At 52.6% G+C, this 24,892-nt stretch carries 17 protein-coding genes; 2 read left to right on the forward strand and 15 right to left on the reverse strand.

What is annotated here, in order from left to right; all coding sequences use genetic code 11:
• Positions 1–252: 252 nt before the first annotated feature.
• The 8 genes from AAGA79_RS07835 to AAGA79_RS07870 form a co-directional block, all read right to left on the reverse strand.
• Entirely contained in the window at positions 253–1,032 is a 780-nt protein-coding gene (locus AAGA79_RS07835; RefSeq protein ID WP_411825238.1) for a PEP-CTERM sorting domain-containing protein, read from the reverse strand.
• 583 nt (positions 1,033–1,615) lie between these two features.
• Complete coding sequence (locus tag AAGA79_RS07840) at positions 1,616–3,118, reverse strand: sulfatase (protein ID WP_411825239.1); 1,503 nt, start codon at positions 3,116–3,118, stop codon at positions 1,616–1,618.
• A gap of 209 nt (positions 3,119–3,327) precedes the next feature.
• Positions 3,328–4,026 carry a PEP-CTERM sorting domain-containing protein gene (locus AAGA79_RS07845; RefSeq protein ID WP_411825240.1) on the reverse strand — a complete coding sequence of 233 codons (699 nt, stop codon included), beginning with the start codon at positions 4,024–4,026 and terminating at the stop codon, positions 3,328–3,330.
• Between the two features lie 354 nt (positions 4,027–4,380).
• Positions 4,381–5,193 carry a PEP-CTERM sorting domain-containing protein gene (locus AAGA79_RS07850; protein ID WP_411825241.1) on the reverse strand — a complete coding sequence of 271 codons (813 nt, stop codon included), beginning with the start codon at positions 5,191–5,193 and terminating at the stop codon, positions 4,381–4,383.
• A gap of 231 nt (positions 5,194–5,424) precedes the next feature.
• On the reverse strand, positions 5,425–5,556 hold the full coding sequence (locus tag AAGA79_RS07855) for a hypothetical protein (RefSeq protein WP_411825242.1): 132 nt from the start codon (positions 5,554–5,556) through the stop codon (positions 5,425–5,427).
• Between the two features lie 10 nt (positions 5,557–5,566).
• Positions 5,567–5,887, reverse strand: coding sequence for a hypothetical protein (locus AAGA79_RS07860; protein ID WP_411825243.1), 321 nt, complete (start codon positions 5,885–5,887; stop codon positions 5,567–5,569).
• Positions 5,888–5,940: 53 nt separating this feature from the next.
• A complete protein-coding gene (locus AAGA79_RS07865) occupies positions 5,941–8,400 on the reverse strand; it encodes a glycosyl hydrolase family 95 catalytic domain-containing protein (RefSeq protein ID WP_411825244.1) in 2,460 nt (819 codons plus the stop codon).
• A 406-nt stretch (positions 8,401–8,806) separates the two neighbouring features.
• A complete protein-coding gene (locus tag AAGA79_RS07870; RefSeq protein ID WP_411825245.1) occupies positions 8,807–9,154 on the reverse strand; it encodes a DUF6572 domain-containing protein in 348 nt (115 codons plus the stop codon).
• 408 nt (positions 9,155–9,562) lie between these two features.
• Here AAGA79_RS07870 and AAGA79_RS07875 point away from each other — a divergent pair, with 408 nt between their 5' ends.
• Complete coding sequence (locus AAGA79_RS07875; RefSeq protein WP_411825246.1) at positions 9,563–11,593, forward strand: hypothetical protein; 2,031 nt, start codon at positions 9,563–9,565, stop codon at positions 11,591–11,593.
• 233 nt (positions 11,594–11,826) lie between these two features.
• Here the strand turns inward: AAGA79_RS07875 and AAGA79_RS07880 are convergent, their stop codons facing one another.
• From AAGA79_RS07880 to AAGA79_RS07910, 7 genes are all read right to left on the reverse strand, one after another.
• Positions 11,827–12,492: an HAD family hydrolase gene (locus tag AAGA79_RS07880; RefSeq protein WP_411825247.1), complete on the reverse strand. Its 666-nt coding sequence runs from the start codon at positions 12,490–12,492 to the stop codon at positions 11,827–11,829.
• Between the two features lie 396 nt (positions 12,493–12,888).
• Positions 12,889–15,009 (reverse strand): DUF262 domain-containing protein, encoded by a 2,121-nt coding sequence (locus tag AAGA79_RS07885; protein ID WP_411825248.1) that lies wholly within the window; start codon positions 15,007–15,009, stop codon positions 12,889–12,891.
• A gap of 4 nt (positions 15,010–15,013) precedes the next feature.
• Positions 15,014–16,879 carry an AAA family ATPase gene (locus AAGA79_RS07890; RefSeq protein ID WP_411825249.1) on the reverse strand — a complete coding sequence of 622 codons (1,866 nt, stop codon included), beginning with the start codon at positions 16,877–16,879 and terminating at the stop codon, positions 15,014–15,016.
• 23 nt (positions 16,880–16,902) lie between these two features.
• Entirely contained in the window at positions 16,903–18,672 is a 1,770-nt protein-coding gene (locus AAGA79_RS07895; RefSeq protein WP_411825250.1) for a restriction endonuclease subunit S, read from the reverse strand.
• Entirely contained in the window at positions 18,672–20,162 is a 1,491-nt protein-coding gene (locus tag AAGA79_RS07900; RefSeq protein WP_411825251.1) for an N-6 DNA methylase, read from the reverse strand. The genes AAGA79_RS07895 and AAGA79_RS07900 overlap by 1 nt, the downstream gene beginning before the upstream one ends.
• Positions 20,159–22,519, reverse strand: a complete 2,361-nt coding sequence (gene hsdR / locus AAGA79_RS07905) for an EcoAI/FtnUII family type I restriction enzme subunit R (protein WP_411825252.1) — start codon at positions 22,517–22,519, stop codon at positions 20,159–20,161. The genes AAGA79_RS07900 and hsdR overlap by 4 nt, the downstream gene beginning before the upstream one ends.
• Positions 22,520–22,999: 480 nt before the next feature.
• Positions 23,000–23,572, reverse strand: coding sequence for a hypothetical protein (locus AAGA79_RS07910; protein WP_411825253.1), 573 nt, complete (start codon positions 23,570–23,572; stop codon positions 23,000–23,002).
• Between the two features lie 502 nt (positions 23,573–24,074).
• On the opposite strand from AAGA79_RS07910, the gene AAGA79_RS07915 reads away from it, so the two are divergent.
• Positions 24,075–24,716 carry a hypothetical protein gene (locus AAGA79_RS07915; RefSeq protein ID WP_411825254.1) on the forward strand — a complete coding sequence of 214 codons (642 nt, stop codon included), beginning with the start codon at positions 24,075–24,077 and terminating at the stop codon, positions 24,714–24,716.
• The last annotated feature ends 176 nt before the right edge of the window (positions 24,717–24,892 follow it).

Raw genomic sequence — 24,892 nt, forward strand, 5'->3', positions numbered from 1 at the left:
TATTTCAGGAGGTTGTGGGCTATGCGCCGTAGAATCACAAAGCTCTGACGGAGTTGGCTAAGCGAACCTGCGAGTGCTGCTCACGGTTTACGCGTGAAAAAAGAAAAGTGGCGATACTTACCCATCTGAAATGCCTGTAAATCAAAAGTGCCGCACACCAATGCGGAGCAATTCTCATAGCACTCAGCACAAAACAAAAATACCTTCAAGGTTTCACCTGAAGGTATCTTGAAGAATTTCTAATTTGGATGATTAGTTCCGCTTTCTGCGAAGCAGAAGGCCGGCAAAGCCAAGTCCAAGAAGAGCAGCAGACGACGGCTCAGGAATGGCGCTCAACGAAACAGATTGAATCGCTCTAGCGAAATCAACATCCTGTGCATACGCGACAAACTGATAGGATTTTGTCAAATCAAAGCCGCCAGCAAATATTCCCGAGGCCTCTTGAACTCCATCAATTGAGTAACTCCAAGCACCGCCTGTTCCAAAGGAGAGAGTCACTTCAGAGTCTGTGGTGAAGGAGGCGTTGGTCCCAGCCGCATCTAGCTGATTCAATGTCGTGCCATTTGTAAAATTATAGGCTTGGGTTCCGCCACCTGCTCCGCCGATGACATTCGTGCCCAAACTGTAAACTGAAGTGGTAACGCCAAAAGGGTTTGAACCCGCATATGCACTCAAATCAGTATCGGTGCTAACCAAACCAAACGAAAGTTGGTTTCCCGTTCCACCCGCCGAAGTGATGCTGCTGGAAGTGTAGTTTACCGTCAAATCGAACCCCTCCGAAGACTGAAAGGAATTTGTCGAGTAGAATATCGCTCGGTTATCAAAGTTGTTTGTACCGGGCGTACTGAGGTTTAAATCGCCATTATCTGTCCAAACAGATCGTTTGATCGCATTGCTCACACCACCCCCGCCAGTTCCGGCGTTGGTCGCCAGTGTGTCATTGTCGAAGTTATCCTCATAAACTAGGATCGCGGCCTGTGCAGCGCCGGCAGCGAGGAAGCCCGCGCTTAATGTGAGTAGTGTTTTTTTCATCTATTGTAGTTTATCGTAGTCGTTTTCGACGCTGAAAGGGAATGCGCCTGAAATACCTGGAAGTCTCTCTATATCTACCCCCCCCCGTTGTCCACCCTATTGTAAGGGGGTTGGGGCGAATCCGTAGCGATAAATATTCCACGGTGGGCTCCGAACCCGCCGCTCACCTGGTACCGGTGACAAACGCTTTGAGTCCACCGTGCGTGGAATGAATGTTGAGATGGGCTATATTGGTAAGCACGGTCAATTCCCCTATGTTTCGTCATAGACTTCACGGACGGACTCGCTGCGAAATCCCGTCCCGAATTCCTTGGGGAAAAATGCATCCGGGAATATTCCGATCCACGTAATCACGAACACTATGCGTTTCTTCGGGCTAGGCGTCGCCCACTTCGCGGCAGCTCCGACAAGATACCTCGACCTTATAACAGTAGACCGATCGAGACTCCCACTATTCTAAGGAGATATCGTCTGATACCTTCATGTGGTGCTTCATGCAGCTCCTATATTTCGCAAGAAGTCGGTCACCTTGGAAGTAGACTAGCCCGTCGCTTAAGTCGTCCGTCAATCCTCGCGGAAAATTTCACTTCTCCAATGGAGAGGTCGGCGGCAAGGGAACCTCATTTTTTTCTCTCCACGCCACTAGCTCGCCCAGAAGCTGCTGCGCCTTTTCGGGATTGCTCTTCGAAAGGTCACGACTTTCCTTCAGATCCTCCTCGGTATCGTATAGCTCGATATCGCCTTTTTTCAGATATTGGATCAGCTTCCACTTGCCCTTGCGGATGATCGAACAAGCCGGATCCTTGTAGGCACTGGCCACGTGCCAGAAAATCGCACGCTCCTCGAGATCCTTGCCGTTCATCAGCGGCACCAGACTCTCACCGTCCAGAGTGCCGGTGTAGTCATCGACCCCTGCCAAATCCAGAAAGGTAGGGAAAAGGTCCAGTCCCTGCACTGGCGTCTCATTCCGGCCCGGTGCGATCGTCTTCTGCCAGTTCACCAACGCAGGCACCCTCAGACCGCCGTCGTAGACATTACCTTTCGCGCCTCTTAGATTCTTATTTGTGCTCTGCTTGCCGTTGAATCCATTGTCGGAGGTGAAAACGATCACTGTATTCTCACGCAGGCCGGCTTCATCCAGGTAATCGGTGATCCTTTTGATATTGTCATCGATCGATTTGATCATCGTCGCATACGCGGCGATTCCCTTTTTCTTCTTCGGCGGCCCCATGCCCTGCCCGGTCGCCGTGTCTCCCTTCTTCTTCATGAAATGAGCTTGCAGCTCTTCATTCCGGGAAACCGAAGGCATATGAGGTGAATAGAAGTGCAGGTTCACAAAGAAAGGCCCATCTTCGTTGCGTTTCATGAAATCGATAGCGTCGTCGGTTAGCCGATCTGTCAGCCACTCGTCGCCCTTCTTTTCTTCGATGAAAGGGTTCTTGAACGGAGCAACATATCCCCCGCCCGGCGAATTATAGCCCTTGTCGTAGCCACGCGATGGATCACCCCACCATGTTCCGCCCACATTCTCATCGAAGCCACGCCCGATCGGATAATACTTCTGGATCTCCGGAGACTTGTGTTCCGCCAGCCAGCTCAGATCCCCGTCCTTGGGCTGTGTCAGCTTTTTCTTGAATGGAAAATCGGTCTCCCTATCGGGGTATGGCCCCACGATGTGCCACTTGCCAAGATGGATCGATTTATAGCCAGCCTCCTTCAGAGGCTTGGAAAATACAGTATGTTCTTCACCGACCGTCCATTTCGAAAAAATGTTATCCCGGTCATTCCCCTGCTCCAGCACCGGCACTGTGTAGCAACCGGTGCGGAAAGATTGCTGCCCGGTCAGGATCGCTGCCCGCGAAGGCGAACAGGTTGGATACATGAACGCATTGTCCAGCACCAGACTCTCCTCCGCCAAGGCATCCAGATTCGGAGTCTCGAAATATCCACTTCCCATGAAACCCACATCCTGCCAGCCCAGATCATCCGCCAGGATAAATACGATGTTCGGCTGTCCCGCGGAAAGCGCGACTGGCAGCGCCCCCAATACCAGGGCAAGGGAGGTAAGTAGCTTTGGTATTCTCATAGGTCTTATCGGGAATCAGGGAAGGTTTGCATCATCTCCCGTCAGGAAGATTCAAACGTAGCCAATATACACCCCCAACTCGAATCCTTTGTCATCATCCATAAAGATTCCACCCACTGATCCCCGGATATTTTTTGTGAAGCGATCAAAAGAAAAACGTCTCCGGGCGCTTGCCGGGAGACGTTTTGAAAAGATTCCAAACTGTATGATTAGCTGCAACGTCTTCTACGGAGCAGAAGGCCGGCGAAGCCAAGCCCGAAAAGAGCTGTAGAAGATACTTCCGGGATGGAGTTGACGGCTACATTGTCCAGTCTTGACTGGCCAAAGTTATTGCTGCTCCGCCCACCACCGAATACCAGCAGAATATCCCCCGACCCATCATACTCAAAATTTTGTGTGATGCCGGTGGCTAGACTGTCGTAAATGCCACTCGTTAGAAGCGATGCCGTGGCACCCCCGGAAACGGTAACGGTACCTGTTGGGAATGCTCTATTCCAGCCTCCCGCTACCTGATTGAGTGAATCAAGGCTACCGGTACTGTAATCGACGTCATAAACTCCGGCGAAAAGTCTACTTTGGACGTTCGTCTGCGCCGAGTAGTCGAAGGTGAGTGCGTAAGATCCCGCTCCCTCTGTAAAAAGTGAACTAGCTAGGACAATCGTGGAAGCGCTCCAACCGCCGGTTGTGTCAGGCCTTGTGAATGCTAGTTCGGTGCCAACAATAGTTGTACCAGTGCCTGCAGACCAGGTCCCCCCTGATGTCGTAGCTGTTACGACGGGGTCGGTTGTAGAAGCGCTCTGGGTCTGGAGGACCAGGCTCGTAAAGTCTTCCGAGTAAACCAATGCCGCATGTGCTGAGCCCGCCATCAAAGTGCATGCGCCAAGTGTATTAAACAGTGTTTTTTTCATTCAAATAATTTATAAATTTAGCTGGGGGGTGTTTCATCCGTAACTTCTCTCCGGCCTTGAATTAATACTGCCGTAAACATTTCGGACTGTATACCCCCTGAAACGAGGGGTAGTGGATGAATCCATGGCACTTCTATCGCCTGTCCGATGAGACTGCTTCACCCGCTATCCACAGGCAAGGAGCCACGTCGGCAGAGATCTTAGCGCCCTTTTTCCCCGTTTCCTTTTCGCCCCCTCCCTATGATTCCACGCACCGTTGAACTTGTAATCGTTCCCACGACACCAACTACCACACAGAAAAGCTCCACGGGATCGGGATCCGGTGGAACTTGGAGAACTTTCCAGAGCGTTGGATTAGCAGCGTTTTCTCCGGAGTAGCAGACCCAGAGCACCTAGCCCGAGCAGTGCAGCGGAAGAAGGCTCCGGGATAACATCCACTGTTATGTCGAAGCCGACATTGAGGATTCCCATCCGCTGCGGATTGCCACCGCCGCCGTCCGGACTCCTCGCTGTAACGTAGAGTGTATCCTGGTAGCCGGCAGTTCCACCCTCATCGACTGTGCCGTTGAGAAGGATTGTTCTGCTGCCGTTTGTGTCTGCCAGAAACAGGTCCGAACCAACACCGGTCACCGTTTGATGACTGTTGCTGGTGCCGATTTCATTGATGCGGTATTGATCGAATCCATTGAGCACCGCCTGATATCCTGCCAGCGAATTCAGGGAAATATCCTCAATCGAGTAAATTAGAGTCTGACCTCCGCTAAATAAGGTATTACCCACAGTGAAGGAACTTCCATTCGAGAAAACATTGGCCGCGACCCCATCAAGGGCGACACTTCCGGAGTAGTTTTGCCCTTCTGCTGCTGGTTCCGTCCCGCCAACAGTATTTGCACCCATCGCGGAAACCCGCATATTAAAGGTCAGTGTATCGTTAACCGTGTCTCCGTCGAAATCAGAACCAGTGTAGCTCACTGCAAACAGGTATTGGTCAACACCGCCAACGGCTATGGTGCTTCTTGTGACCACGAGGCCTGCGGTGGATTCATTGGCTGTTGCCGTGCCGGTCCCAATGGCATCATTTGAAAAGCTGTTGAAGGTTATCAGCGCAGCATGCGCGGATCCTGCAGCAACCAGGCCTGTCGTTAGTATCAGTAGTGTTTTTTTCATATTTGGAAAATTTCCTTCCATTCAGAAAGATGTTCGATCCGATCGGAAATCTGCACGATAGTGCCACTAAACACTCAGAGCCGTCTACCCCCTGAAACGAGGGGTAGTGGATGAAACCCTACCATTTCCATCGCCAGGCGAATGAACTTATTTCACCGGCCAAATCCACATGCAGTGCACGCCACCCGGCGCAATCTTCGCAGAGATCTTGTCACCCTTTTTTACCGTCATCTAGCGGATCTGATACAGCTCACGCTTCGTCTCGGTCGACTCGAATGAGAGCTTCTTTTTAGCCGCTTCCCTACGGTTCCACGCCCCGTTGACTTTGTAATCACCCTCCGCGGTATCTTCATGAAGTGTCACATCATACGTCTCATCCGGCTTCAGGAAATCGAGCTCCAGATCCCGCCACCAGCCACGTATCGCCCGTGCTGCGTGCCAGACTGATGTGATTGCCGATTTCCATCTCCAGCACCTTCGTCTCATCGTAGGTCATCGGCAGTTGCTTGATGAACTCGAAGAGATCCTTCTTGCGGTTATACGCGTCCGGCATATCCGGCAGCGTCAGCACCCCGCTGTAAAACACCAGAAAAAGCGCAGTGGAAGTCACCGGATAACAGGCCACCGGGCTTTCGGATACCCTCGCTCCAGCAACGCAGGCGCACGCACCAGCCAAGCAGAGACGAAGAACCACTGAGGGAAATGTGTTCGAGCTTGGGAGGGACGCTTTATCCCCGGTCAATCTATTTAGTCGATCTCGCGCGTCTCGCCCTCTTTCAGGGAAATCACCCCGCTCAGCTTCCCTTCGGAATACACGCGGAACTTCGTATCCCGCGTCGCCCGGATCACCGCCTTCTGCAGCTTGTTGCCATCCCAGGCGATGTCCACTTCCAGCCCACCGCGGGCACGCAGGCCATAGACCTTGCCCTTCGGCCACACACCCGGCAGCGCAGGCAGCAGGTGGAGGATATACGGTGCATCCGCCAGACTCTCATCCGGCACCACCGGCAGGAAGTTCTTGGGATTCTTATCGTCCTGTTTATATGCCACGAACGCAGCGTCCGCCACATTTCCCGCATTGTCATCCACACTGCGGAGATGGCTCTGCAGTAGCATTTCGCAGACACCGGCTGTCCCGCCGAAGTTCCCGTCGATCTGGAATGGCGGGTGGAAATCGAACAAATTCGGATACGCACGCTTAGAGGTCAGGAACCTGTAGATGTTGTGCGCACGGTCGCCATTGTGCAGCCGCGCCCAGAAGTTTGTCTTCCAGCCCGTGCTCCATCCTGTCGAGGCATCACCACGGTGCGCCATCGTCACCAGCGCAGCATCGGAGAGCTCCTTCGTCGTCAGCGGGGAAATATCCCTGCCCGGGTGCAGCGCGATCAGATGGGAAATATGCCTGTGCGTATTCCTCGGATCATCCAGATCCTTCGGCCACTCCTGCAGCTGCCCGTGCTTGCCGATCTTCTGCGGGCTCAGCTTCGGGATCATCTCCTTCAGCGTCTTGCGGAAATCCTCGTCCACACCCAGGATATGCCCCGCCTCTATGCAGTCGGTGAAGAGATTCAGAATCAGCTGTTGGTCCCACGCCGCGCCCAGCGTCTGCTTGTTCAGCTTGCCCTTGCCGTAGTTGTTCTCAGGTGACCACGTCGGATACACCGCCAGAGTTCCATCTTCCAGCGGCGCCAGGAACTCCACGAAAAACTCCGCCGCCCCCTTCATGATCGGATACACATCTTTTAGATACTCCTCATCCCCGCCGAAGGCGTAGTGCTCGAACAAATGCTGCGACAGCCAATGCCCCGCCTGCTGCGCCCTGCGCCCGTGCTCGTTCTGCGCGGTGAAGCCATACACATTCCCGTTCAGCCCCATCGTCCAGCCCTTGTCGATGTTGTAGCTCTCACGCGCCGTCACCTTCCCGGAATCGGCGATCACCCTCAGATACTCCACGAAAGGGGAAAAGGACTCCGGCAGATTCGCAGTCTCCACCATCCAGTAGTTCATCGAGAGATTGATATCCGTGTGGTAATCACAGTTCCACATCGGCTTCAGACTCGCATTCCACAGCCCCTGTAGATTCGAGGGCACCGGCGCACCGCGTGAGCTGCTGATCTGCAGATAGCGCCCGTAGTTGAAATAAAGATTCTCCAGCTCGCGGCTCTCCTTCTTCACCAGCTTGTCCGTTGTCAGACCCGTCGGTTTGAAATCAAGCTCCAGCCGGCAGCGCATCATCAGCTCCGTCACATCCGCCACATGCGCCTTCTTCAGCTCATCGTATCCCAGCTTGCTCGCCGCATCCATCACCTTCACCGTATCTCCCTTGAAGTCACGGCCCTTGAAGCTTGGGAAAACTGGCAGGTAATCCGTATATCCCGCCAGATAAATGCGCACATCCGTCGCACCGCTCACCTTCACGGAGCCATTCTTCTGCGGCTCCACCTTGCCATCCACCGCCTCGATCTCCACCAGCTGCATGAACTCCACATCATCCTTCACCATCGAGGCCTTGCCCATAAGCGTGATCCGGTTGCCCGCCGCCTTCAGCTCCACCACCTTGTGGTTTGTCTGACTCTGGATCGTCAGATTCAGCTCCCCCTTCTCAGCCGTGAAGCGCGCACCCATCACATCATTCGGATAGCTGCAGAAAAATTCCCGGGTATATGTTCCCCCATCCATCTCATAGCTCACCCGCCCCAGCCCCGTGCGGGAGTCCAGGGAACGGCGATACCCGCTCACCGCCTTCTCATCGTGACCCGTCGTCACCACCAGATTCGCGAACGGCGAGTAATTCCCAAGCGGCTCCTTGGAGCTCAGATACTTCGTGGAAATCGCCTCCATGCTCTCCGGACCCTCGCCGAATTTCTCCGTCCGGTATGCCTCCCTCACCTTATCGAAATCCTCCGGCGTCACCGATCGCGTCCCGGATTGCGTCACCTCGTCCTCGCCCCGCTTCGCATCCGTCCACAGCGTGATATCATTGATCATCACCTGCTCCTGCTCGATCCCCCCGGAGAACATCGCCCCCAGCCTCCCGTTACCCAGCGGCAGCGCCGTCTTGATAAAACCCGGCTCCTTGCTCTTCCCCTTCGACTTCACCAGATCATTCACCGCCGGCTGATCATACTGCAGCAGGAACCGCTCATCCGCGCTCAAGCCAGTCATCGTCACCAGCGCTATCCCCACCGTCGTTAAAATCTTTCTCATCTGTATCACTATCTTTGGTTTTTATTTTGAAAAGCTCCGTGGCCGCTCCCCTCCTCACAGTCATCCACCTGCATCAGTGAACCTATGACTCCCCGTCACTGGCTCAATAATACATTCAAATGAAAGAAAAGGGTCGATCCCGATCCCGCATCATTACGCACAAACGTCAAAGACCTTTCAAGATCGGGTCATTATCCTCCCCATAATTCTCCCCCCATCAAGATCTTTCAAAACCACCGCCACCCAACCCAGCTCCATGCCCAAAACCACCGCCACAAAACCCCAGCCCAAGGAGCGGCTGCATCCTGCTGCCGGATAAACCCCAGCTACAAAGACCCCAGCCTCAAAGCCACAGCCCAAAAAGCCTCCTCACTTATCTAGCCTCTCGAAAAAAGCCCCTCCCCATTCAACCCCCCGGAATCTCAAACCTACCCATCTCCGTCACCACCGAGAACCGGAACCCCGCGTCTTCAATCGCCGTCCTAGCCAATCGCAGAGCGCTGAAATCATCCTCTCCCTCAGGCACGAACTTGCAGCGAATCGCAATCTCGATCTCAAGCCCCCGCGCCGCCGGGCGGGCCGTGTAGATCTCCCCGGATTCGATGAACGCCAGGTAATTGTTCAGCTTCTTTTGAAGCGCCTGAAGGTGCTCCCAGTCATTCCATTCCCGGTCATCGGCTATCACCAGCACACAGCTGCCCTCGTCTTGGTTGATCCCGCAGAAATCCACGAGTTTTGGATGGTCAATGCTCACAATACTTTCTCCGCCTCTTCTAGGACATCCGCCCCCCATCCGGAAGCCCGAATTATCCACCCAGCCCCAAGGAGCGGCTGCATTCTGCTGCCGGATAAACCCCAGCCACGAAGACTCCGGAAATATCCTCTCCTACTATTTCCCAGTCCCTATCCGGCACCGGAACGACGCCGCTCCTTGCCCTCAACCACCGCCACAAAACTCCAGCCATATCAACCCAAACCCAACCAACCACATCCCTCCCCCATATGCAGAAGGAGATTCCATCACCTTTGCCAACCCAAGCCATTAACCCCAGCTATTCACGCCTCCTTGGGTATTACATTTTCTTTTTCACAACACCATCCACCTACTAAACGACATATATTTTTCCTTGTCTTCATCTAGTATAAACCGCCATCTAGCGTGATGAAAAACCTTGTTTGCGCACTTCTATCCCTGGCGCTGTTTCTTTTCTGCACCCCACTGAAAGCGGAAAACTTCGAAAAGGAGCTAAATCAAATCGAAGCAAAAACGAAAAAGCTATTCAATGCAAAAGACTGGGCCGCCCTCGACGACTACGCAGACACCGCCCACATAAAAAAGCAGACCCTCAGCAACGGGTTACTACTCTTCGATCACATACAAGCCTATCTCAATCCCAGCTACCACCTCGAAGACTCCGATACGGATGCCACATGGGAAAAGTGGTATGCATCATACGATGAATGGGAAGCGGCATCCCCAAACTCCCTTCTCATTCCCACAGCCAGAATCCTCTATTGGGTGAACTTTGCCTGGAAAGCCCGTGGCGGTGGCTACGCCAACACCGTCGGAGCAGACGACTGGAAACTCTTTAGCCAGCGCCTGGATAAAGCCAAAACCATCTTCGATCAAGAAATCGCCCCCCTAAACGGAAAGCCCTACCCCAACGCCAACATCTACTCGGCTGCCATGTCCATCGCCCTCGGCCAAGGCTGGGATATCCAGAAATGCTACGATGAACTCCTCACCCCCTCCATCGCAGCCAGCCCGGAATCCACCTTCATCCACGGAGACATCACCAACTTTCTGCAGACCAAATGGCACGGAGCGCAAGGCGATGACTACCGCTTCTATAAAACCATCCCGGGCAGAATCGGCGGAGAACTAGGCAAGGAAATGTACGCCCGCGTACTCGTCTTCGAGAAAATCCATGAACTCACCAACTACCGCCCAGATCTCGTGGACTGGGAGCTCGCCAAGGAAGGAATGATCGTAGCCATGCAGCGCTACCCGGAAAGCACACACCTACTCACCAGCTTCGTCAAATTTGCCCACAGGTATAACGAGCATAAAGCGCTCGTCGCCATCTTGAAAGACACCGCCCCGGAAGCTGTTGCACGCTTCTATGAATCATCACCCTACGGAAACACCTTCGCCCTGGAAGCGGATAGTCCAGCCTCCGTCCTCACCCCCATCCGCTATTTTAAAGTGGAACCCGCCCTCGGCGGTGACCTCGCCAGAACCCCTGTGAAACGTGCAGGCACAGACAACCTCCTCGTAAGCTTCGGCCACCGGGGCGTCCACGAAATCTCCCTACCGGAAGGAAAAATCATAAAACACCGCCCCGCCACCCCGCGCTACATCAAATGCATCGCCACCTCCCCGGATGGCCGTCACATGCTCTTCAGCTCCGGCGCGGATAAAAACCACGGGCACAATAACACACTCCTCCAGATCAGATCCACCGATGACGATTGGACCGTCGACTTCTCCACAGAATTCAAGCTCGGCTACGTCTACGATTGCATCTTCACCCCGGACTCCAGTAAAATAATCTTTGGCTACACCCCTCCAAAAATCGGCAATAAAAAGCCAAAATCATCCACCTACATCTGGGACTGGCAGATACCCGGCTCCAAACCCGAGATCCTCTTGGCAGATCTAAAACAGGTCCACGACAGCTACACCATCGATCCCGCCACCAACACCCTCTACTACAAACACTCCCGCACCATCTACAAGCTGGACCTCGCCCACCCTGCGGAACAACCCACCGTCCTCAGCAAATCAATTCCCAAAGGCTCCAGAATCTGGGACTTCAAGATTATCGACGGCGGCAAAACCTGCCTCGTCCTATCCGGAATCAAGAAAACTGGAAAAAGCCTCCACATGTTGAAAACAGAAGACGGCAGCCTCATCACCACACGCCCACTCACCGAGATCGGCGATGACGCCTGGCTCATCACCTACGCCTTCAGCAAAAAACTCAACAAACCTATCATCGCCACCTGCGGCGAATCCGGCGGAGTTATCACATGGACCATCGAACCGGACTCCACCATCGCCTACCAATCCACCATCTCCCAGAACGGCCAACCCGCCGCCTGCATGGCCACCATGGCCGATGAAAAAGACAACACCTATATCATCCAAGGCACCCAAAACGGAATGCTAGGCATCTACCGCTTGGACTAACTCCGCCCAAGGAGCGGCTGCATCCTGCTGCCGGATAAACCCCAGCCACGAAGACTCCGGAAATATCCTCTCCTGCAATTTCCCAATCCTTATCCGGCGCCGGAACGACGCCGCTCCTTGCCCTAAACCACCGCCACAAAACCACCGCCCAAGGAGCGGCTGCATTCTGCTGCCGGATAAACCCCAGCCACAAAACCCCAGCCACATCAACCCAAGCCCAAGTCTTCCACTCCTCACTCGGCCCCCACCAGCCAATCAGCTACAGCCTCCACATCCTTGAACTCCGGGATCCACGCCAGTTCTTCCGGCAGGTCGCTCGTGAACTCGCAGCGCAGGCGCACCGGATGCGCACCCGACTCGATCGCCGCATGCTGGTTATAGATCCGGTCGTCTACGAGGATCGTCTCGTCCGGGTTTAGCCCGTATTTCTCATAACACAGCCGCAGCCGATCGATCTTGGCCGTATCGTGCATGAACTCACCGTGCTGCACGCATTCGATGGTCAGGAAGTCGCTCACCGGCGCCAGGATATCGTTGAGGTAGGCGGTCTTCGCCTCCACATCGAAGGTCGCCGACATCGTGAACTGGCGGTAGCCCCGCTCATTCAGCCGCTTGAGCACCTCGATCGCCTTCGGGTAGAGCGGCCGATTCCGGAAAAACGCCTGATCGGCACAGAAATCCCGGTCCATCTCCGCACCCAGCTCCGGATGCGTCTTCAACTCCAGCGCTCCATACTCAGGAAGGATGGGCAGGACTTCGGACAGTTGCTCCCACTTCAGCCCCGCGTAACGATCCCGGTAATTCGGATGCTCCGTCAGGAAATGGAAATAGGCGTAGTTCAGATCCGCCAGCACGCCGTCGACGTCCCAGAAGATGTTCTTAATTTGGCTCGGATTCATGAGGTGGAAAGAGCGCGAGCATGATCGGGGACAATCCCTCAGAAAAGCATTTATCGCGATGCGGGATAAGGAACATCGACCTTATGATCATCTCTTTTCCCTCCCCTCCGGAATCCCGGCCCTATCCACCCAGGAAACAAAGCACCCCGCCATTCCCCAAATCCCTATCCGCTGCCGAAACGACGCCGATCCGTGCCCCTCAACCACCGCCACAAAACCACCGCCCAAGGAGCGGCTGCGTTCCGCTGCCGGATAATCCCCAGTAGAAAATCCCCAGCCACAAAGGTGCCAGCCTTCCACTGATCATCGTTCGTTTTTCCCTCAGTCAAGATGAGGCTTTTGAAGTGCCCTATGTGAACATCGAACTACCATTCCAGGACCTTTTGAAAATTCAACCTACGTCCAGTGTTCCTTCTCGTAGATACTTTGTTCCCCCCTGCCCAATGGTTGGGAAGAGCAGCCGGTCCGGACAAAGAATTCTTCCTTACCTTCATAAGTCGTGAACACCGGCGTGCCGCTACGTGACACACGGACGCGGCAGATTTGCTGACTGTCGTAAATGGGGAATGAGATCTTGATGTGGTTGCCATATTCCGTGCCGACGTATTTCTTGATGATCCCGATCAACAGCAACTCGAAGCCGTCGATATTCTGCTTCTCCAGCGTTTGTAGGTCAGTTTCCAAACCCAGCGCGTTTGAATCATCGTCAATCCCGATAAGGAGGTCTCCCCCTTCGGAGTTCAGGAAAGCTGCGATGGTCTTTGCGATCACAAATTCCAGCTTCTTGTTTACGACCTTGGTTCTCAGGTCATAGCGCAGAGTGGACTTGAACTCTACCTTTTCACTTTCACCGCCAACGATCAGCTCTTCCAACTCTTCATTCACGGACTCCTGATGGGTCAGATCGATACGGGACTTTAGTGAGTCATAGATCAGCTTGGATCTCTGTGCCAAGAATGTCGCGTAGTCGTCACTCTCTATCCCGAACCCATTCAGACTGATGAAGTGGGATGTCAGAGCGATATCGATCTCGCTGTTCTCATCGTGGAAATCGCCGATGTAAACCGATGGTGCTTTCGCACCGATCTTGCGCTTGTTGAGATGGTCGCTGACGAAAGTGATGTTCACCAAGCTATTGCCATTCTGAATCTGCTTTGCAGCAAGATAGGCTTTCGGGAAGAAGTGATGGTAGTTCTTGCTGTTGGCGATTTTGAGCCAAGAGTTGTCCAAGATTACCTTGCCGTTGTCTCGGAAGTCCTTGGGTTCTTGGTAAGCAAGCAGGCACAGGATTGCTTTGCAGAAGCTATTCCCGGCACTGAAATTCGTCGTAACCAGCGCTCTAGGTGATTCCAAGTTCACTTTGATATCAGCGTAGTCGGGGCGTTTCCCCTCAAGGATCGTATCGATCCGTTTGATATCCTGCGCCAGCTTCGATTCCGTGGAGCTGGAGTATCGGAAAGAAAGGGACATCCTCCAAAAGAACTCTTCAAGAAGCTTCTTTTGCTGCCCACTTGGCTTGTCCTTCTTGTGGTAGAAAAAGTAGGCGAAGGGAATGAGGAGCGCATCGTAGGGCAGGATTTGTGAAACAGGGATCCGGTAAGTTGTCCGGAAGTAATCGATGCTGTCCTTCAATGCCGAGATCGCATCGTCCCATGCATCGATGAGCGTGTGTTTGTCCAGAGCTAGGATCGTCTTGCGCTTGCATTCCTTTGTCCGGCTAAGGACGAGTGACAAGAGGCTCAGGACAACCGAGTTGGAAACCCCTTCGTATTTGATGTCTTTAAGCTCCTTGATGAAGTCGCCCCACTTCACCGTCATGTCGAAGCTCTGTTCCTCATCATAGGTCTTCGCGGACATGATTTCGAAGAGCGTCAGGGTCTGGCCACCGGTGTTGATGCGGGTGAAGACTTCGATCGCTGAATCAATGTCCTCTTTCCTCAAGACCACGGTTGAGAACTCGTAAGTGCGGAAAGCATTCGCGTAGGAATCAATGAGCTGCAGTTCGTCGCCGGTAAACTTAGATTCCAGTTCCTTCGCCTTTGCAAAGCTGAAGTTCAGAACGGTGCTCAACGAGATCGACTTCTCGCCGGTTGGCTCTGAGGAAATAACTTGTCCGTCGCTATCGCTGATGTCGACGTCGATGTTCACCACGATGTCACCATAGTCCGTCACTTTCTTCTCCCCGATCTTTTGGATCTTGGCTCCGCGATAGGCGGCAAACAGGGATGTGATCCGCTGCTGGCCGTCTAAGACGTATTCCACCTTTGTCCCGTCAGGCGTTGGCGGGATGTCCAGGTTGCCGACATTCTTGATGTCGTTGATCCGCTCATCGGTTTTCCAGAGGATGAAGGTGCCGATGGGATAGCCTTTCAAGATGCTGTCCAAAAGCTTGGCGGTCTTGTCGATGCCCCAGACGAACTCGCGTTGGAACTTCGGGATCTTGATGATCCCTTTTTCGATATCGGAAATGAGATCGGAATATTTTTTGGAGTCGGGCTTGGGCTGTTCGAAGTTCATGAGCTTAGTTTGTTGGGTTAGCAGTAACGGGTGTGGCGCACTTTGATCTTATAAACTCGAAGATAGGTTCGAACACCTTGAAGTGCTCAGCATCCAGGCTGGGTACGATGTTTTTGGCAAATCTCGTCTTCCTTCCCTTAAAATTCTTGAAATTATCCGTCCGCTCCGTATCGACCTTAAAGTATGATTCGAGTCCTGGCACGTCGTGGAAAAGAAGCTCAATCGTTAGAAGTGAATTGTGCCTGTAAGTGTGACCATTGATGGGATTGATCACCTGATCTTTGATCGTTGACGTGCTTGGAACCGGAAGCAGAAGTCCGTAGCCCTCATGATGCTTGTTCTTCTTTGTCAGACACTTTGAGGGGTTAGTTTCCAAGTCATCGTCTTCATTTATTCGATACCAACTGCTGTAACCATCATCGAAATCGAAGACACCAAAAAACACCCGATTTGGGTGTTCTTGGTAAAGAGAATCGCGCTTTAACAAATTTGCTAAGAAAAAACAGTCGAACGCATTCTGGATTTCGAATGGGCGCTCCTCGCTCGGATACAGCTTCGACCACGCAGTCTCCAAGATAATCTCGTCGGTAATCCCCTCTGTGAAAAGGACTGCACCTGACGTATTTTCAAGCACGTGTTGGATATTCAGCCGTGCCTCTGATTCTGAGAACGTGATCAATCCTGCGGAAAGGGAGGTGATGACTTCGCCTTTGGGAACTTTGGAGACTTTTACGGTATGCCCGTCGATTTCAAACAGGCTGATAAGGCTGTCGGTGCTCGAAGAAATCGTTGAGGCGCTGTGGCTGCTGAGGAGGGTGTGGTTAGTCTGGGTGGCGGCGTCTGAGATCTCGAAGATCTGGCTGAGGAACTCGTGTTGCCACTCAGGGTGGAGGAAGGAATCAGGTTCGTCTAGGAGGGTGAGGCAGTGGCGCTCTTTGAAGAGCTCGGTGATTGCGAAGATATAAACGGATTGAAATTGACCGTCGCTGAAGTAGTCAACGTTGCCTTGGTCTGTATCCTTGATTGTGAGCGGAATTGAAATGCGCTCAAGCATGTCAAGTATCTGCAAGTTGTGCAGATGATTGAAGACACTCGGAGTGTCGGTTTTGAATTCTTTTTCAAATAGGTCCCTATCAAGATTTAAGGTATAAGTATCGCTTTTCTCGTCATAGATTTCTCGATGCTTAAATTCACCCTTCACACAATTCTGCAGCCTGAGTAAGAAATCATGAGTTATACCCTTAGCACCCCAGTAATGAGTGCGTGGATCAAATTCCTCTATTATCACTTTGCTTTTAGCGAAGTAGGGTCGTTTCAGTATTACTTGAGCGCTGTCAGAGATCGATGTGATCTCTAGCTTCTTTTCTATGTATTTTCGGGCGACAGAGCTGTCGGGTTGGAGTAGCAGTGCTGACAATAAGAGCTCTTTATGATTCGACCCGATTCCAATGAATCTGGGGCTTTCATCTAAAGCCGCTAACTTTATTCGGCTTTCAAATGCTGATGTATATGCATCAATTAGCCTAGTGACCGTCTGGTTATGCCCTGAGTAATACACTAGAACATTTTCGGGGAGTAAGGTTTTTCCAAGGGTTTTTCTTTCGTCACCATTGATGCGGAGTTGACCCTCGTTCCATTCGATTAGGACTTCCGTTTCCTCGATCGTATAGCTGATCTTGTAGTCGAATGTCGGTGGGATCTTTAAACCTTCATAAAGATGGCGGAAGATTTCGATTAGGGCTTCGAAAAGGTTGGATTTACCGGTGCCGTTTTTGCCGACGAAGACGTCGAGGAAGCTGTCGTTGTCGAAGTTGAGGGTGAAATCCTTCAGGTTCTTGTAGTCGCTGATGTGGACGTGTTGGAGGCGCATGGATGGTGGGCGGAGTTGGGCGTTTATCCAATGGCCTGCTCGACGAGGGTGTCGGCGAGGTTGAGTTGGGTGGCTTGGGCGGTGGCGAGGCTCGCTTTGAGCTGGTCGCACAGCGCCATCAGCTCATCGACTTTGGCGACGATGCGGAGCTGTTCGGCGAGGGGAGGAATGGGAAATAGCGTATGAGCTAGCTTTGTTCCATTGAAGTTCGCTTGTCCGCATTGCTGGATGATTTCCGGATCAATTTGCGTAACCCTGAAATACGGAGCCTGGAAACAGAGATTGATGAACTCTGGCTTTAGGAATTGGGCAGGAACCCTTACTCGGATCAGATAAGAGGCAAATGTATGTGTATTTGGAGTGCCTTTGAAGATTGCCGCTTTGCCCACCAACTCGGCACTGTTCGTCCGATTAAAAAGGATGTCGGTTGGTTCAAGGAATAGACGGGGTAGATCGTCTATGTCCGGCGGAACGAATTTTAGTTTATCGTCGTAAAGTGAGCCCTCTTTAATATCCCCCATGCGATAGACCGGAACCTTTGAAGGGTCATCGTTGGACTTTTGAGAGGTTCCATACTCGATCAGGTGAGTAAGTGATCCGAGTTGGGTCCAGCACCACGTTGAAGGAACGGTATGGGGCTTTTCGCGGGGAGACTCCAACTTCTTGGCTTTGGGAATCACCTTCTCTTTGATCAATCGATTCCGTTCGAGGGTTAGATTCTTAATAATTTTCTCGGCTGATTCATCCCCTGGATCCTGTTCGACGAGTTTGCCCATGATGGCGAGTTGGAGGATGGTTTGTTTGAGTTGGTCGATGCTGGATTCGGTGGTGAAGAGGGTGTCGAAGTGGGAGGCGATGCGCTGCCAGGCTTCGGCAAAGGCGCCGCGTTCGCTGGCGGCCGTCAAGGCGCCGAGGAGCGTTTCCACCAGGGCGCCGTGCGTGCGCACGCTGTCCTCTTGCTTCTGCTCCAACTGATCGCACAGCGCCATCAGCTTTTCCACTTTCGCCACGATCCGCTGTTGCTCGGCGAGGGGTGGGAGGGACAGAAGTGCGTAGTCGAGCTTCTTTAGAGTAACCCGAGTAATGGCTACGCCAGTCATTCCGGCTCGCATCTCTTGATAAAAATACGGAGCTCGCAGCGAAAGCAATAGATAGGAGTTTAAAATGCCGCGAGGGCATTTCAAAAGAGCGACGCTTGAGAGCATCGAGAAAGGTACATTAAGATCGTTAATGGTGGCAATACCTGTCGTTGCTCCATCCTTAATGTATAAAATGTCCCCAAATTCAGGATCGCATCGCGAATAGATCTCGTCGTGAACCTCCTTGGTCACAAACGTTGCATTTGATGTCTGCACTCCATCGTTTTTAATGTTTTTTGCGGAGATGTATAAATAGTCACCCGTGTCCGTGTTTGGTGGTGAATGATGAGTGCCGTCTGTAATTTTATTGACCGCGTCCCCTAATCGAACCCACACCCATCCTGGCGGCACCTTGAATAGAAGTTGTCCATCAGAAGGCGGCGGTAGCTTCTTCGGCTTCTTGAGTTTCCCTTCCTTAACAAGGTGTGCCTTTTCCTTCGAAATTTTCTTCAGCAACTCCGACGCCGGTTCATCCTTCGGATCTTGCGACACCAACAGCCCCCGCACCGCCAGTTCCAGGATCAGCTCGCGCAGTTTCTTGATCCCGTAGAACTCTTCCTTTTTCCCGCCGCCGCGTCCGGCGGAGGACTTGGCCTTGATCGCCGAAGTCCAAGTGTCGAGGTGTTCGGTGATGAGTGTTTCTGCTGCGCTCATCACTGATTTCCCGCAAGGGCGGTGGCTAGAATGGATTTCAACTGGTCGCGCAGATCCTGGATTTCGCCCTGCTGTTGGGCGTAGGTGGCGAGCAATTCCTCGGGGTCGTGGGTGACGGTTTCGCCGACGTGGGGGTTGGTGATGTCGAGGTTGTAGTTGCGGGCGGCGATGTCCTCGATGCTGACTTTCCAGGCCTGCTCGGTTTCCTTGCGCTTTTTGAAGCGGTCGGCCTCGGAGCCCCACCAGTCGATCTCGGGCTGGAACTCCTCGAAGCGCATCGGCTTGGTCTTGTTGTAGCTGACCACGCCTTCCGGGTAGGGATGCTCGTAGAACCAGATGTGCTTGGTGCCGGGTTGCTCGCTCTCCGGCTTCTTGGTGAAGAAGAGGATGTTTGTCTTGATGCCGGTGTAAGGATTAAAGACGCCATTGGGCAGGCGGACGATGGTGTGAAGATTGCACTTCTCCAGCAGATCCTGCTTGAGACGGGTTTTCATACCCTCGCCGAACAGGAAGCCATCCGGCAGGACGACGGCGGCGCGGCCGTGGTTTTTCAGCAGCTTAATAATGAGCGCCATGAAGAGATCGGCCGTCTCGCGGGTGCGGTAGGTGGCGGGAAAATTGTTCTCGATGCCGTCCTCCTCAGTGCCGCCGAAGGGAGGGTTGGTGACGATAACGTTTACACGGTCTTTTTCCCCGTAGTCCTTGTAGGGACGGCTGAGGGTATTGTCGTGGCGGATGTTCGTCGGCGTATCGATGCCATGCAGGATCATGTTCGTCGTGCAGAGCATGTGTGGCAGGGCTTTCTTTTCGACCCCGTGTATGCTGCCAATCAGGGTTTCCGCATCCTCGCCAGATTTGACGTATTTGCTGCGTTTGTGGTCGATGGTGCAGGCGAGGAATCCCCCGGTGCCGCAGGCGGGATCAAGCACGGATTCCTCAAGCTTGGGATCCACGCGATTGATGATGAATTCCGTGACCGCGCGTGGGGTGTAGAACTCCCCGGCGTTTCCCGCGCTCTGCAAATCCTTGAGGATTTGCTCGTAGATGTTGCCGAAGGTGTGGCGGTCTTGGCTGTCGTTAAAATTGATCTCACTGATCTTGTTAATGACCTGGCGTATCAGGGTGCCAGACTTCATGTAGTTGTAGGCATCCTCGAAGACATTGCGGATGACTTGGGCGCGTTTTCCGTTAGGGCCTTCCAAGATGAGCTGCTCCTTGAGCGTTGGGAATAGTTCGTTGTTGATGAACTCGCTGAGGTCGTTGCCCGTCATGGCCTCAGAATCCGCAGCCCAGTTGCGCCAGCGAAGATTTTCGGGGAGAGGAGATTCGTAGTTATCCTCGAGGAGTTCGATCTCTTCCTCCCTGTCATCGTAGATTTTCAGGAAGAACATCCACACCAACTGACTGATGCGCTGGGCATCACCATCGACACCGACGTCCTTTCGCATGATGTCCTGGATGGACTTAATGGTTCCGCTTACGTTGCTCATGCTGATTGTTTTTGCTCAAAAATTTCGCGCTCAAGCTCTTGCAGGGCGCTTTCGTATTTCGCCTTCCCTCCGAAGACCTTGTTGATGATTTCCACAGGAGTTCCCATCTTGTCGAAGGGGGTGAGTTTGAGGACTTTCGTGCTTTCTATGGTGAGAACACCTTCGTCCGCATATTTCTCCAAAAGGGCTTCAAGAACTGCACGGGCTTGTTCACCGTATTTGGTGAAGTAGTCACGCTTTTTCACGTTGTCCGCGCGTTCCCTGCGGGAGAGTGGAGGCTGATCGAAAGCGATGTGGCAGATGAGATCGAAGTCTCCGTAGTCCTGGCCGACTTCTTCCGCGAGTTTATCGAGTTCGATCCCGTATTCTTCCAGCTCCTTGATGATGGCGGTCTTTTTCTTGGAGACCTTCCACTTGTTGATGAACTCATCCAGCGAGGCATACTCCTTGAGAATATTCTTCCGGCTGTAGTCTTGGTAGGACTCGGTGACCATTTCTCCATCGTCGCCGCGATACTCCACCGTTTTCGCGAGGATTTTCACTTCCAATCCGCTGACATAGATCTTTTTGATGCCGCCTGTTCCGTCGTCGTCGTCGTCGTCTTCGTCTTCGTCCGGATCAGGTTCCGGATCGGGTGGAACCGGGTCGTCATCGGGATCAGGCTCAAAAATAACGACGGGATCCCCGTCGAAGTCCGGATCCTTGAAGAGTTGGGTAGCACCTTTGAAATCCATGACGGTGAAGAAATATTTCCCGTGTTCTTCATCAATGCGCGTGCCCCGCCCGATGATCTGTTTAAAGGTGGTCATGGAGTTGATCGTCTTATCGAGTACGATCAGCTTGCAGGTCTTCGCATCCACTCCGGTGGTCATCAACTCGGAAGTCGTGGCGATGACGGGGAAATTGGATTCGGGGTCGATGAAGTTATCCAGCTCTGCCTTTCCTTCAACGCTATCGCCCGTGATGCGCATCACGTATTTCGGATTATCGAGCGCCAGTTTTCCAGCCTCATTGGTGATCGCTACGCGCATGCGCTCGGCGTGATCGATATCCTCGCAGAAGATGATGGTTTTTGAAAAAGGATCCGTGGCGTTGAGAAGTTTCATCACGCACTTCGCTACGAGCTTAGTGCGCTTGTTGAGAACAAGGATGCGATCCATATCCTTCTGGTTGTAGGTGCGGCTCTCGATTTCTTTCCCCAAGTCGTCTGTCATGCCCTCGGGTGGCGTCCAGCCTTCCAGATCCTTGTCCAAGTAATACCGGACGACTTTATAAGGTGCTAGGAAACCGTCTTCGATGCCCTGCTTCAGCTTGTAGGTGTAAACCGGATCGCCGAAATAAGTGATATTCGATGCGTATTTGGTCTCCCGTGGAGTAGCGGTCAGACCGATCTGAATGGCATTATCAAAATACTCCAGAATCTCCCTCCATGCGGAATCTTCCTTGGCGCTGCCTCGATGGCACTCGTCAATCACGATGAGGTCAAAGAAGTCCCTGGAAACGGACTTGAAGATCTTGTCTTCCTCATCGGGGCCAGTGAGTGCCTGATACAGCCCTAGATGAATTTCATAGGATGGATCAATCTTGCGATTCTTGATCTTGGTCATGACGGAGCCGAAGGGCTTGAAGTCATTCACCAACGTTTGGTCGGCAAGGATGTTACGATCTACCAGGAAGAGAATGCGCTTGGCTTTCTTCGCCTTCCAAAGCCGCCAGATGATCTGGAACGTGGTGTAGGTCTTGCCCGTGCCGGTGGCCATGACAAGCAACAAGCGTTTATCCCCCTTGGCCACGGCTTCGAGGATAAGGTTGATCGCTTCCGACTGGAAATAGTAGGGAGCTTTCCCACTAGGATCCACGTAGTAGGGCTCGGTGATAAGCTCCTCGGCTTCGTCCTTAATGTTACGATGCTTCTTGTAGCGATCCCAAAGGACGGAGGGAGGCGGAAAGGATTCGAGAGTAAATTCACATTCGATGTCTTCGCCAGGCTTTGGAACCTTGTTGTGGGAGGCAAAGGCTTCGCCGTTCGAGCTGAATGCACACGGGACGTTGAGAATATTCGTGTAGCCTAAGGCCTGTTGAAGACCGTGGCTGGCTCCTTTCGTGGGATCATAGGCTTTCGCTTCCACCACGGCGATTGGAACGCCTTTTTCCCACTGGAGGACATAGTCCGCGAATTTCTTCTTCTTTTTGTTCCGAGACGACATGTTGCCGCGAACGACGATGGGTCCAGGTGTGAGAGTTACTTCACGGCGGATCTGCTTAAATTGATCCCAGCCGGCGCTCTTAATAGCTGGAGTTATGAAGAGGTCGCAAATGTCCTCCTCGCTGAGTTCCTGTTTTTCCTGTGGGGTCATACTGCACTGTTAAGTTGAATTGTAAGACCGCAGTCGACGAGGTTGTTCTCAACGAACCTTTGGAGCGCCCCGCCATTCCTTTTCTTATTGATAGACATTTCACCGTAGTTCCTCAACGCCTCTGTCGCTCCGCTCCAGTCCGAAGACTCAAAGGTACCCTGCAGGTTGGTGGCGGCCTCCCAAAAGGATTTCTCTAAAGATTTGGTAAGCTCTGTGGGAGCGGGTTTCTTCGGGGGCATGCGTGGCTGGACTTTCTGGACTGTAGGGGATGTGAAGGACATGAACTATCAGTTCACAGCCCTGCCGCGATAGGAAAAAGACCGGCTCGGAATATTATTCGCCTTGGAGACTTTTATTCAAAATACCCATATCTGTATTTTCGATTCATGACTCACTAAGAACCAATGAAATAGATCCCAATCAGACATTGGATTCCACCTTCCGGGCAATGCACTATATTGGGAATCGATACCGCCCACCCTACGACATGACCACTTCAGCCGAATAGCCATCAAAAGCTACGCTTGAGACCAGATCATCAGTAAGCAACGCCCCGTTGAAGGTAAGCAACGCCTCGTTGAAGGTAAGCAACGCCACATTGAAGGTAAGCAACGTCTCGTTGAAGATGAGCAACGCCTCGTTGAAGGTAAGCAACGCCTCGTTGAAGGTAAGCAAGCTCTCGTTGAAGGTAAGCAACGCCACGTTGAAGGTAAGCAATGCCTCGTTGAAGGTAAGCAAGCCCACGTTGAAGGTAAGCAATGCCTTGTTGAAGGTAAGCAATGCCACGTTGAAGGTAAGCAACGCCTCGTTGAAGGTAAGCAACGCCTCGTTGAAGGTAAGCAACGCCTCGTTGAAGGTAAGCAACGCCTCGTTGAAGGTAAGCAAGGCTCCGTTGAAGGTAAGCAACGTCACATTGAAGGTAAGCAACGCCTCGTTGAAGGTAAGCAAGCTCTCGTTGAAGGTAAGCAAGCCCTCGTTGAACGTAAGCAAGCCCACATTGAAGGTAAGCAAGGCCTCGTTGAAGGTAAGCAAGGCCTCGTTGAAGGTAAGCAAGGCCTATTTGAAGGTAAGCAATGCCTCGTTGAAGGTAAGCAATGCCTCGTTGAAGGTTGCTTGTGACCTGTGATTCAGCGGATTTTCCCGCGATATTTCCACCGTTCGATCCCTATTTGGTGCGTAATTCACCGCAAAAACCGTTCACCAAGGCTTCCAGATGGTGCTTTTTAGCACGGATTTTGCGTGAAATCTGCAAAAACCATTATCCAAAAACGGCCACGCAAACATGTATACGCGATTACGTGGGGTATATCATTTTCCGGCATATTCACCCCCGGAAACCACCTCCAATAGTTCGTAACTCACTAAAAATAACAGCTTTAAGAAAATTGGTTTTACCATGAAGAATATTCATACTTCCAAGCTGCCGACCCCCATTGAAAATAAGTATTGCCGAAATAAACATTTTTCGGGTAATAGGTTTCTCACGGTCAAAAAACGCCATATCGGTGTGATTTTTCCTAACGGATAACAAAACAAACAAAAACAATATCCAAACATGAAAATACAGACACAAAGAGTATCACTTACGTTCGCAAGAAAAGGTGATTCAGGAATACTGAACACAGCCTATGGCGTATCCACAAACTTGTATGCGGAGACGGAGGACTTCCCCGCCCCACCCGTGGAGAAGACCGTGTTCGATGCGGCCATCGCCGCGCTGGAAGCATCAAAGGCCGCCATGGTCCAGGGAGGCACCGCCGCCACCGCGGAACGGAACATCCGCAAGCAGGAGCTCTACAATCTCCTCAAGAAATTGGCGAGCTATGTGACGGAGGAATCCGGGAACAACCTTTCCATCCTCCTCTCCAGCGGATTCGAGGCCGTGAGCAATAATCGTGTGAGCGAGCAGCTGCCCGCGCCCGCCACCGTTACCGTGAAAAACGGGATCGCCCGCCAGACACTCACCACCGGCAAGTCCGTTAGGAACAGCCGTGGATACGAGGGCCAGTATGCCCTGGTCGATGAAACCACCGGCGCCTCCGGGGAATGGATCGAGATCCCGTTCACCTCCAGCTCCCGGAACATCCCCGTCAGTAACCTGGAATCCGGCAAGCTCTACATCTACCGCCTCCGCGCCATGGGCGGCCTCACCGGTCACTCGGACTGGAGCGAATCCGTCTCCCACCGCGCCTACTGAACCCATGGAATCAATCGCCCCAAAAGCAGAATACGCCGCCCGATCCAAGGCCCTGAGAAAGCTGGTTCAAGCGACGTAATTTCAACGGAAGGCAATCAAACGCCGTCAGTTCCCGAAATAGGAGCTGGCGGCTTCTTCAAGCCAAACACGATGTGGATGTTTACCAACTAAACATT

Source organism: Luteolibacter sp. AS25 (assembly GCF_046736275.1).
Lineage (GTDB): Bacteria > Verrucomicrobiota > Verrucomicrobiia > Verrucomicrobiales > Akkermansiaceae > Luteolibacter.

Coding starts and splice junctions, on each gene's coding strand:
- AAGA79_RS07865 (WP_411825244.1), bottom strand. CDS start 8,400: ATGAGAAAGATTTTAACGACGGTGGGGATAGCGCTGGTGACGATGACT.
- AAGA79_RS07900 (WP_411825251.1), bottom strand. CDS start 20,162: ATGAGCAACGTAAGCGGAACCATTAAGTCCATCCAGGACATCATGCGA.
- AAGA79_RS07835 (WP_411825238.1), bottom strand. CDS start 1,032: ATGAAAAAAACACTACTCACATTAAGCGCGGGCTTCCTCGCTGCCGGC.
- AAGA79_RS07850 (WP_411825241.1), bottom strand. CDS start 5,193: ATGAAAAAAACACTACTGATACTAACGACAGGCCTGGTTGCTGCAGGA.
- AAGA79_RS07885 (WP_411825248.1), bottom strand. CDS start 15,009: ATGAACTTCGAACAGCCCAAGCCCGACTCCAAAAAATATTCCGATCTC.
- hsdR (WP_411825252.1), bottom strand. CDS start 22,519: ATGACCCCACAGGAAAAACAGGAACTCAGCGAGGAGGACATTTGCGAC.
- AAGA79_RS07875 (WP_411825246.1), top strand. CDS start 9,563: ATGAAAAACCTTGTTTGCGCACTTCTATCCCTGGCGCTGTTTCTTTTC.
- AAGA79_RS07915 (WP_411825254.1), top strand. CDS start 24,075: ATGAAAATACAGACACAAAGAGTATCACTTACGTTCGCAAGAAAAGGT.
- AAGA79_RS07890 (WP_411825249.1), bottom strand. CDS start 16,879: ATGCGCCTCCAACACGTCCACATCAGCGACTACAAGAACCTGAAGGAT.
- AAGA79_RS07840 (WP_411825239.1), bottom strand. CDS start 3,118: ATGAGAATACCAAAGCTACTTACCTCCCTTGCCCTGGTATTGGGGGCG.
- AAGA79_RS07845 (WP_411825240.1), bottom strand. CDS start 4,026: ATGAAAAAAACACTGTTTAATACACTTGGCGCATGCACTTTGATGGCG.
- AAGA79_RS07880 (WP_411825247.1), bottom strand. CDS start 12,492: ATGAATCCGAGCCAAATTAAGAACATCTTCTGGGACGTCGACGGCGTG.
- AAGA79_RS07895 (WP_411825250.1), bottom strand. CDS start 18,672: ATGAGCGCAGCAGAAACACTCATCACCGAACACCTCGACACTTGGACT.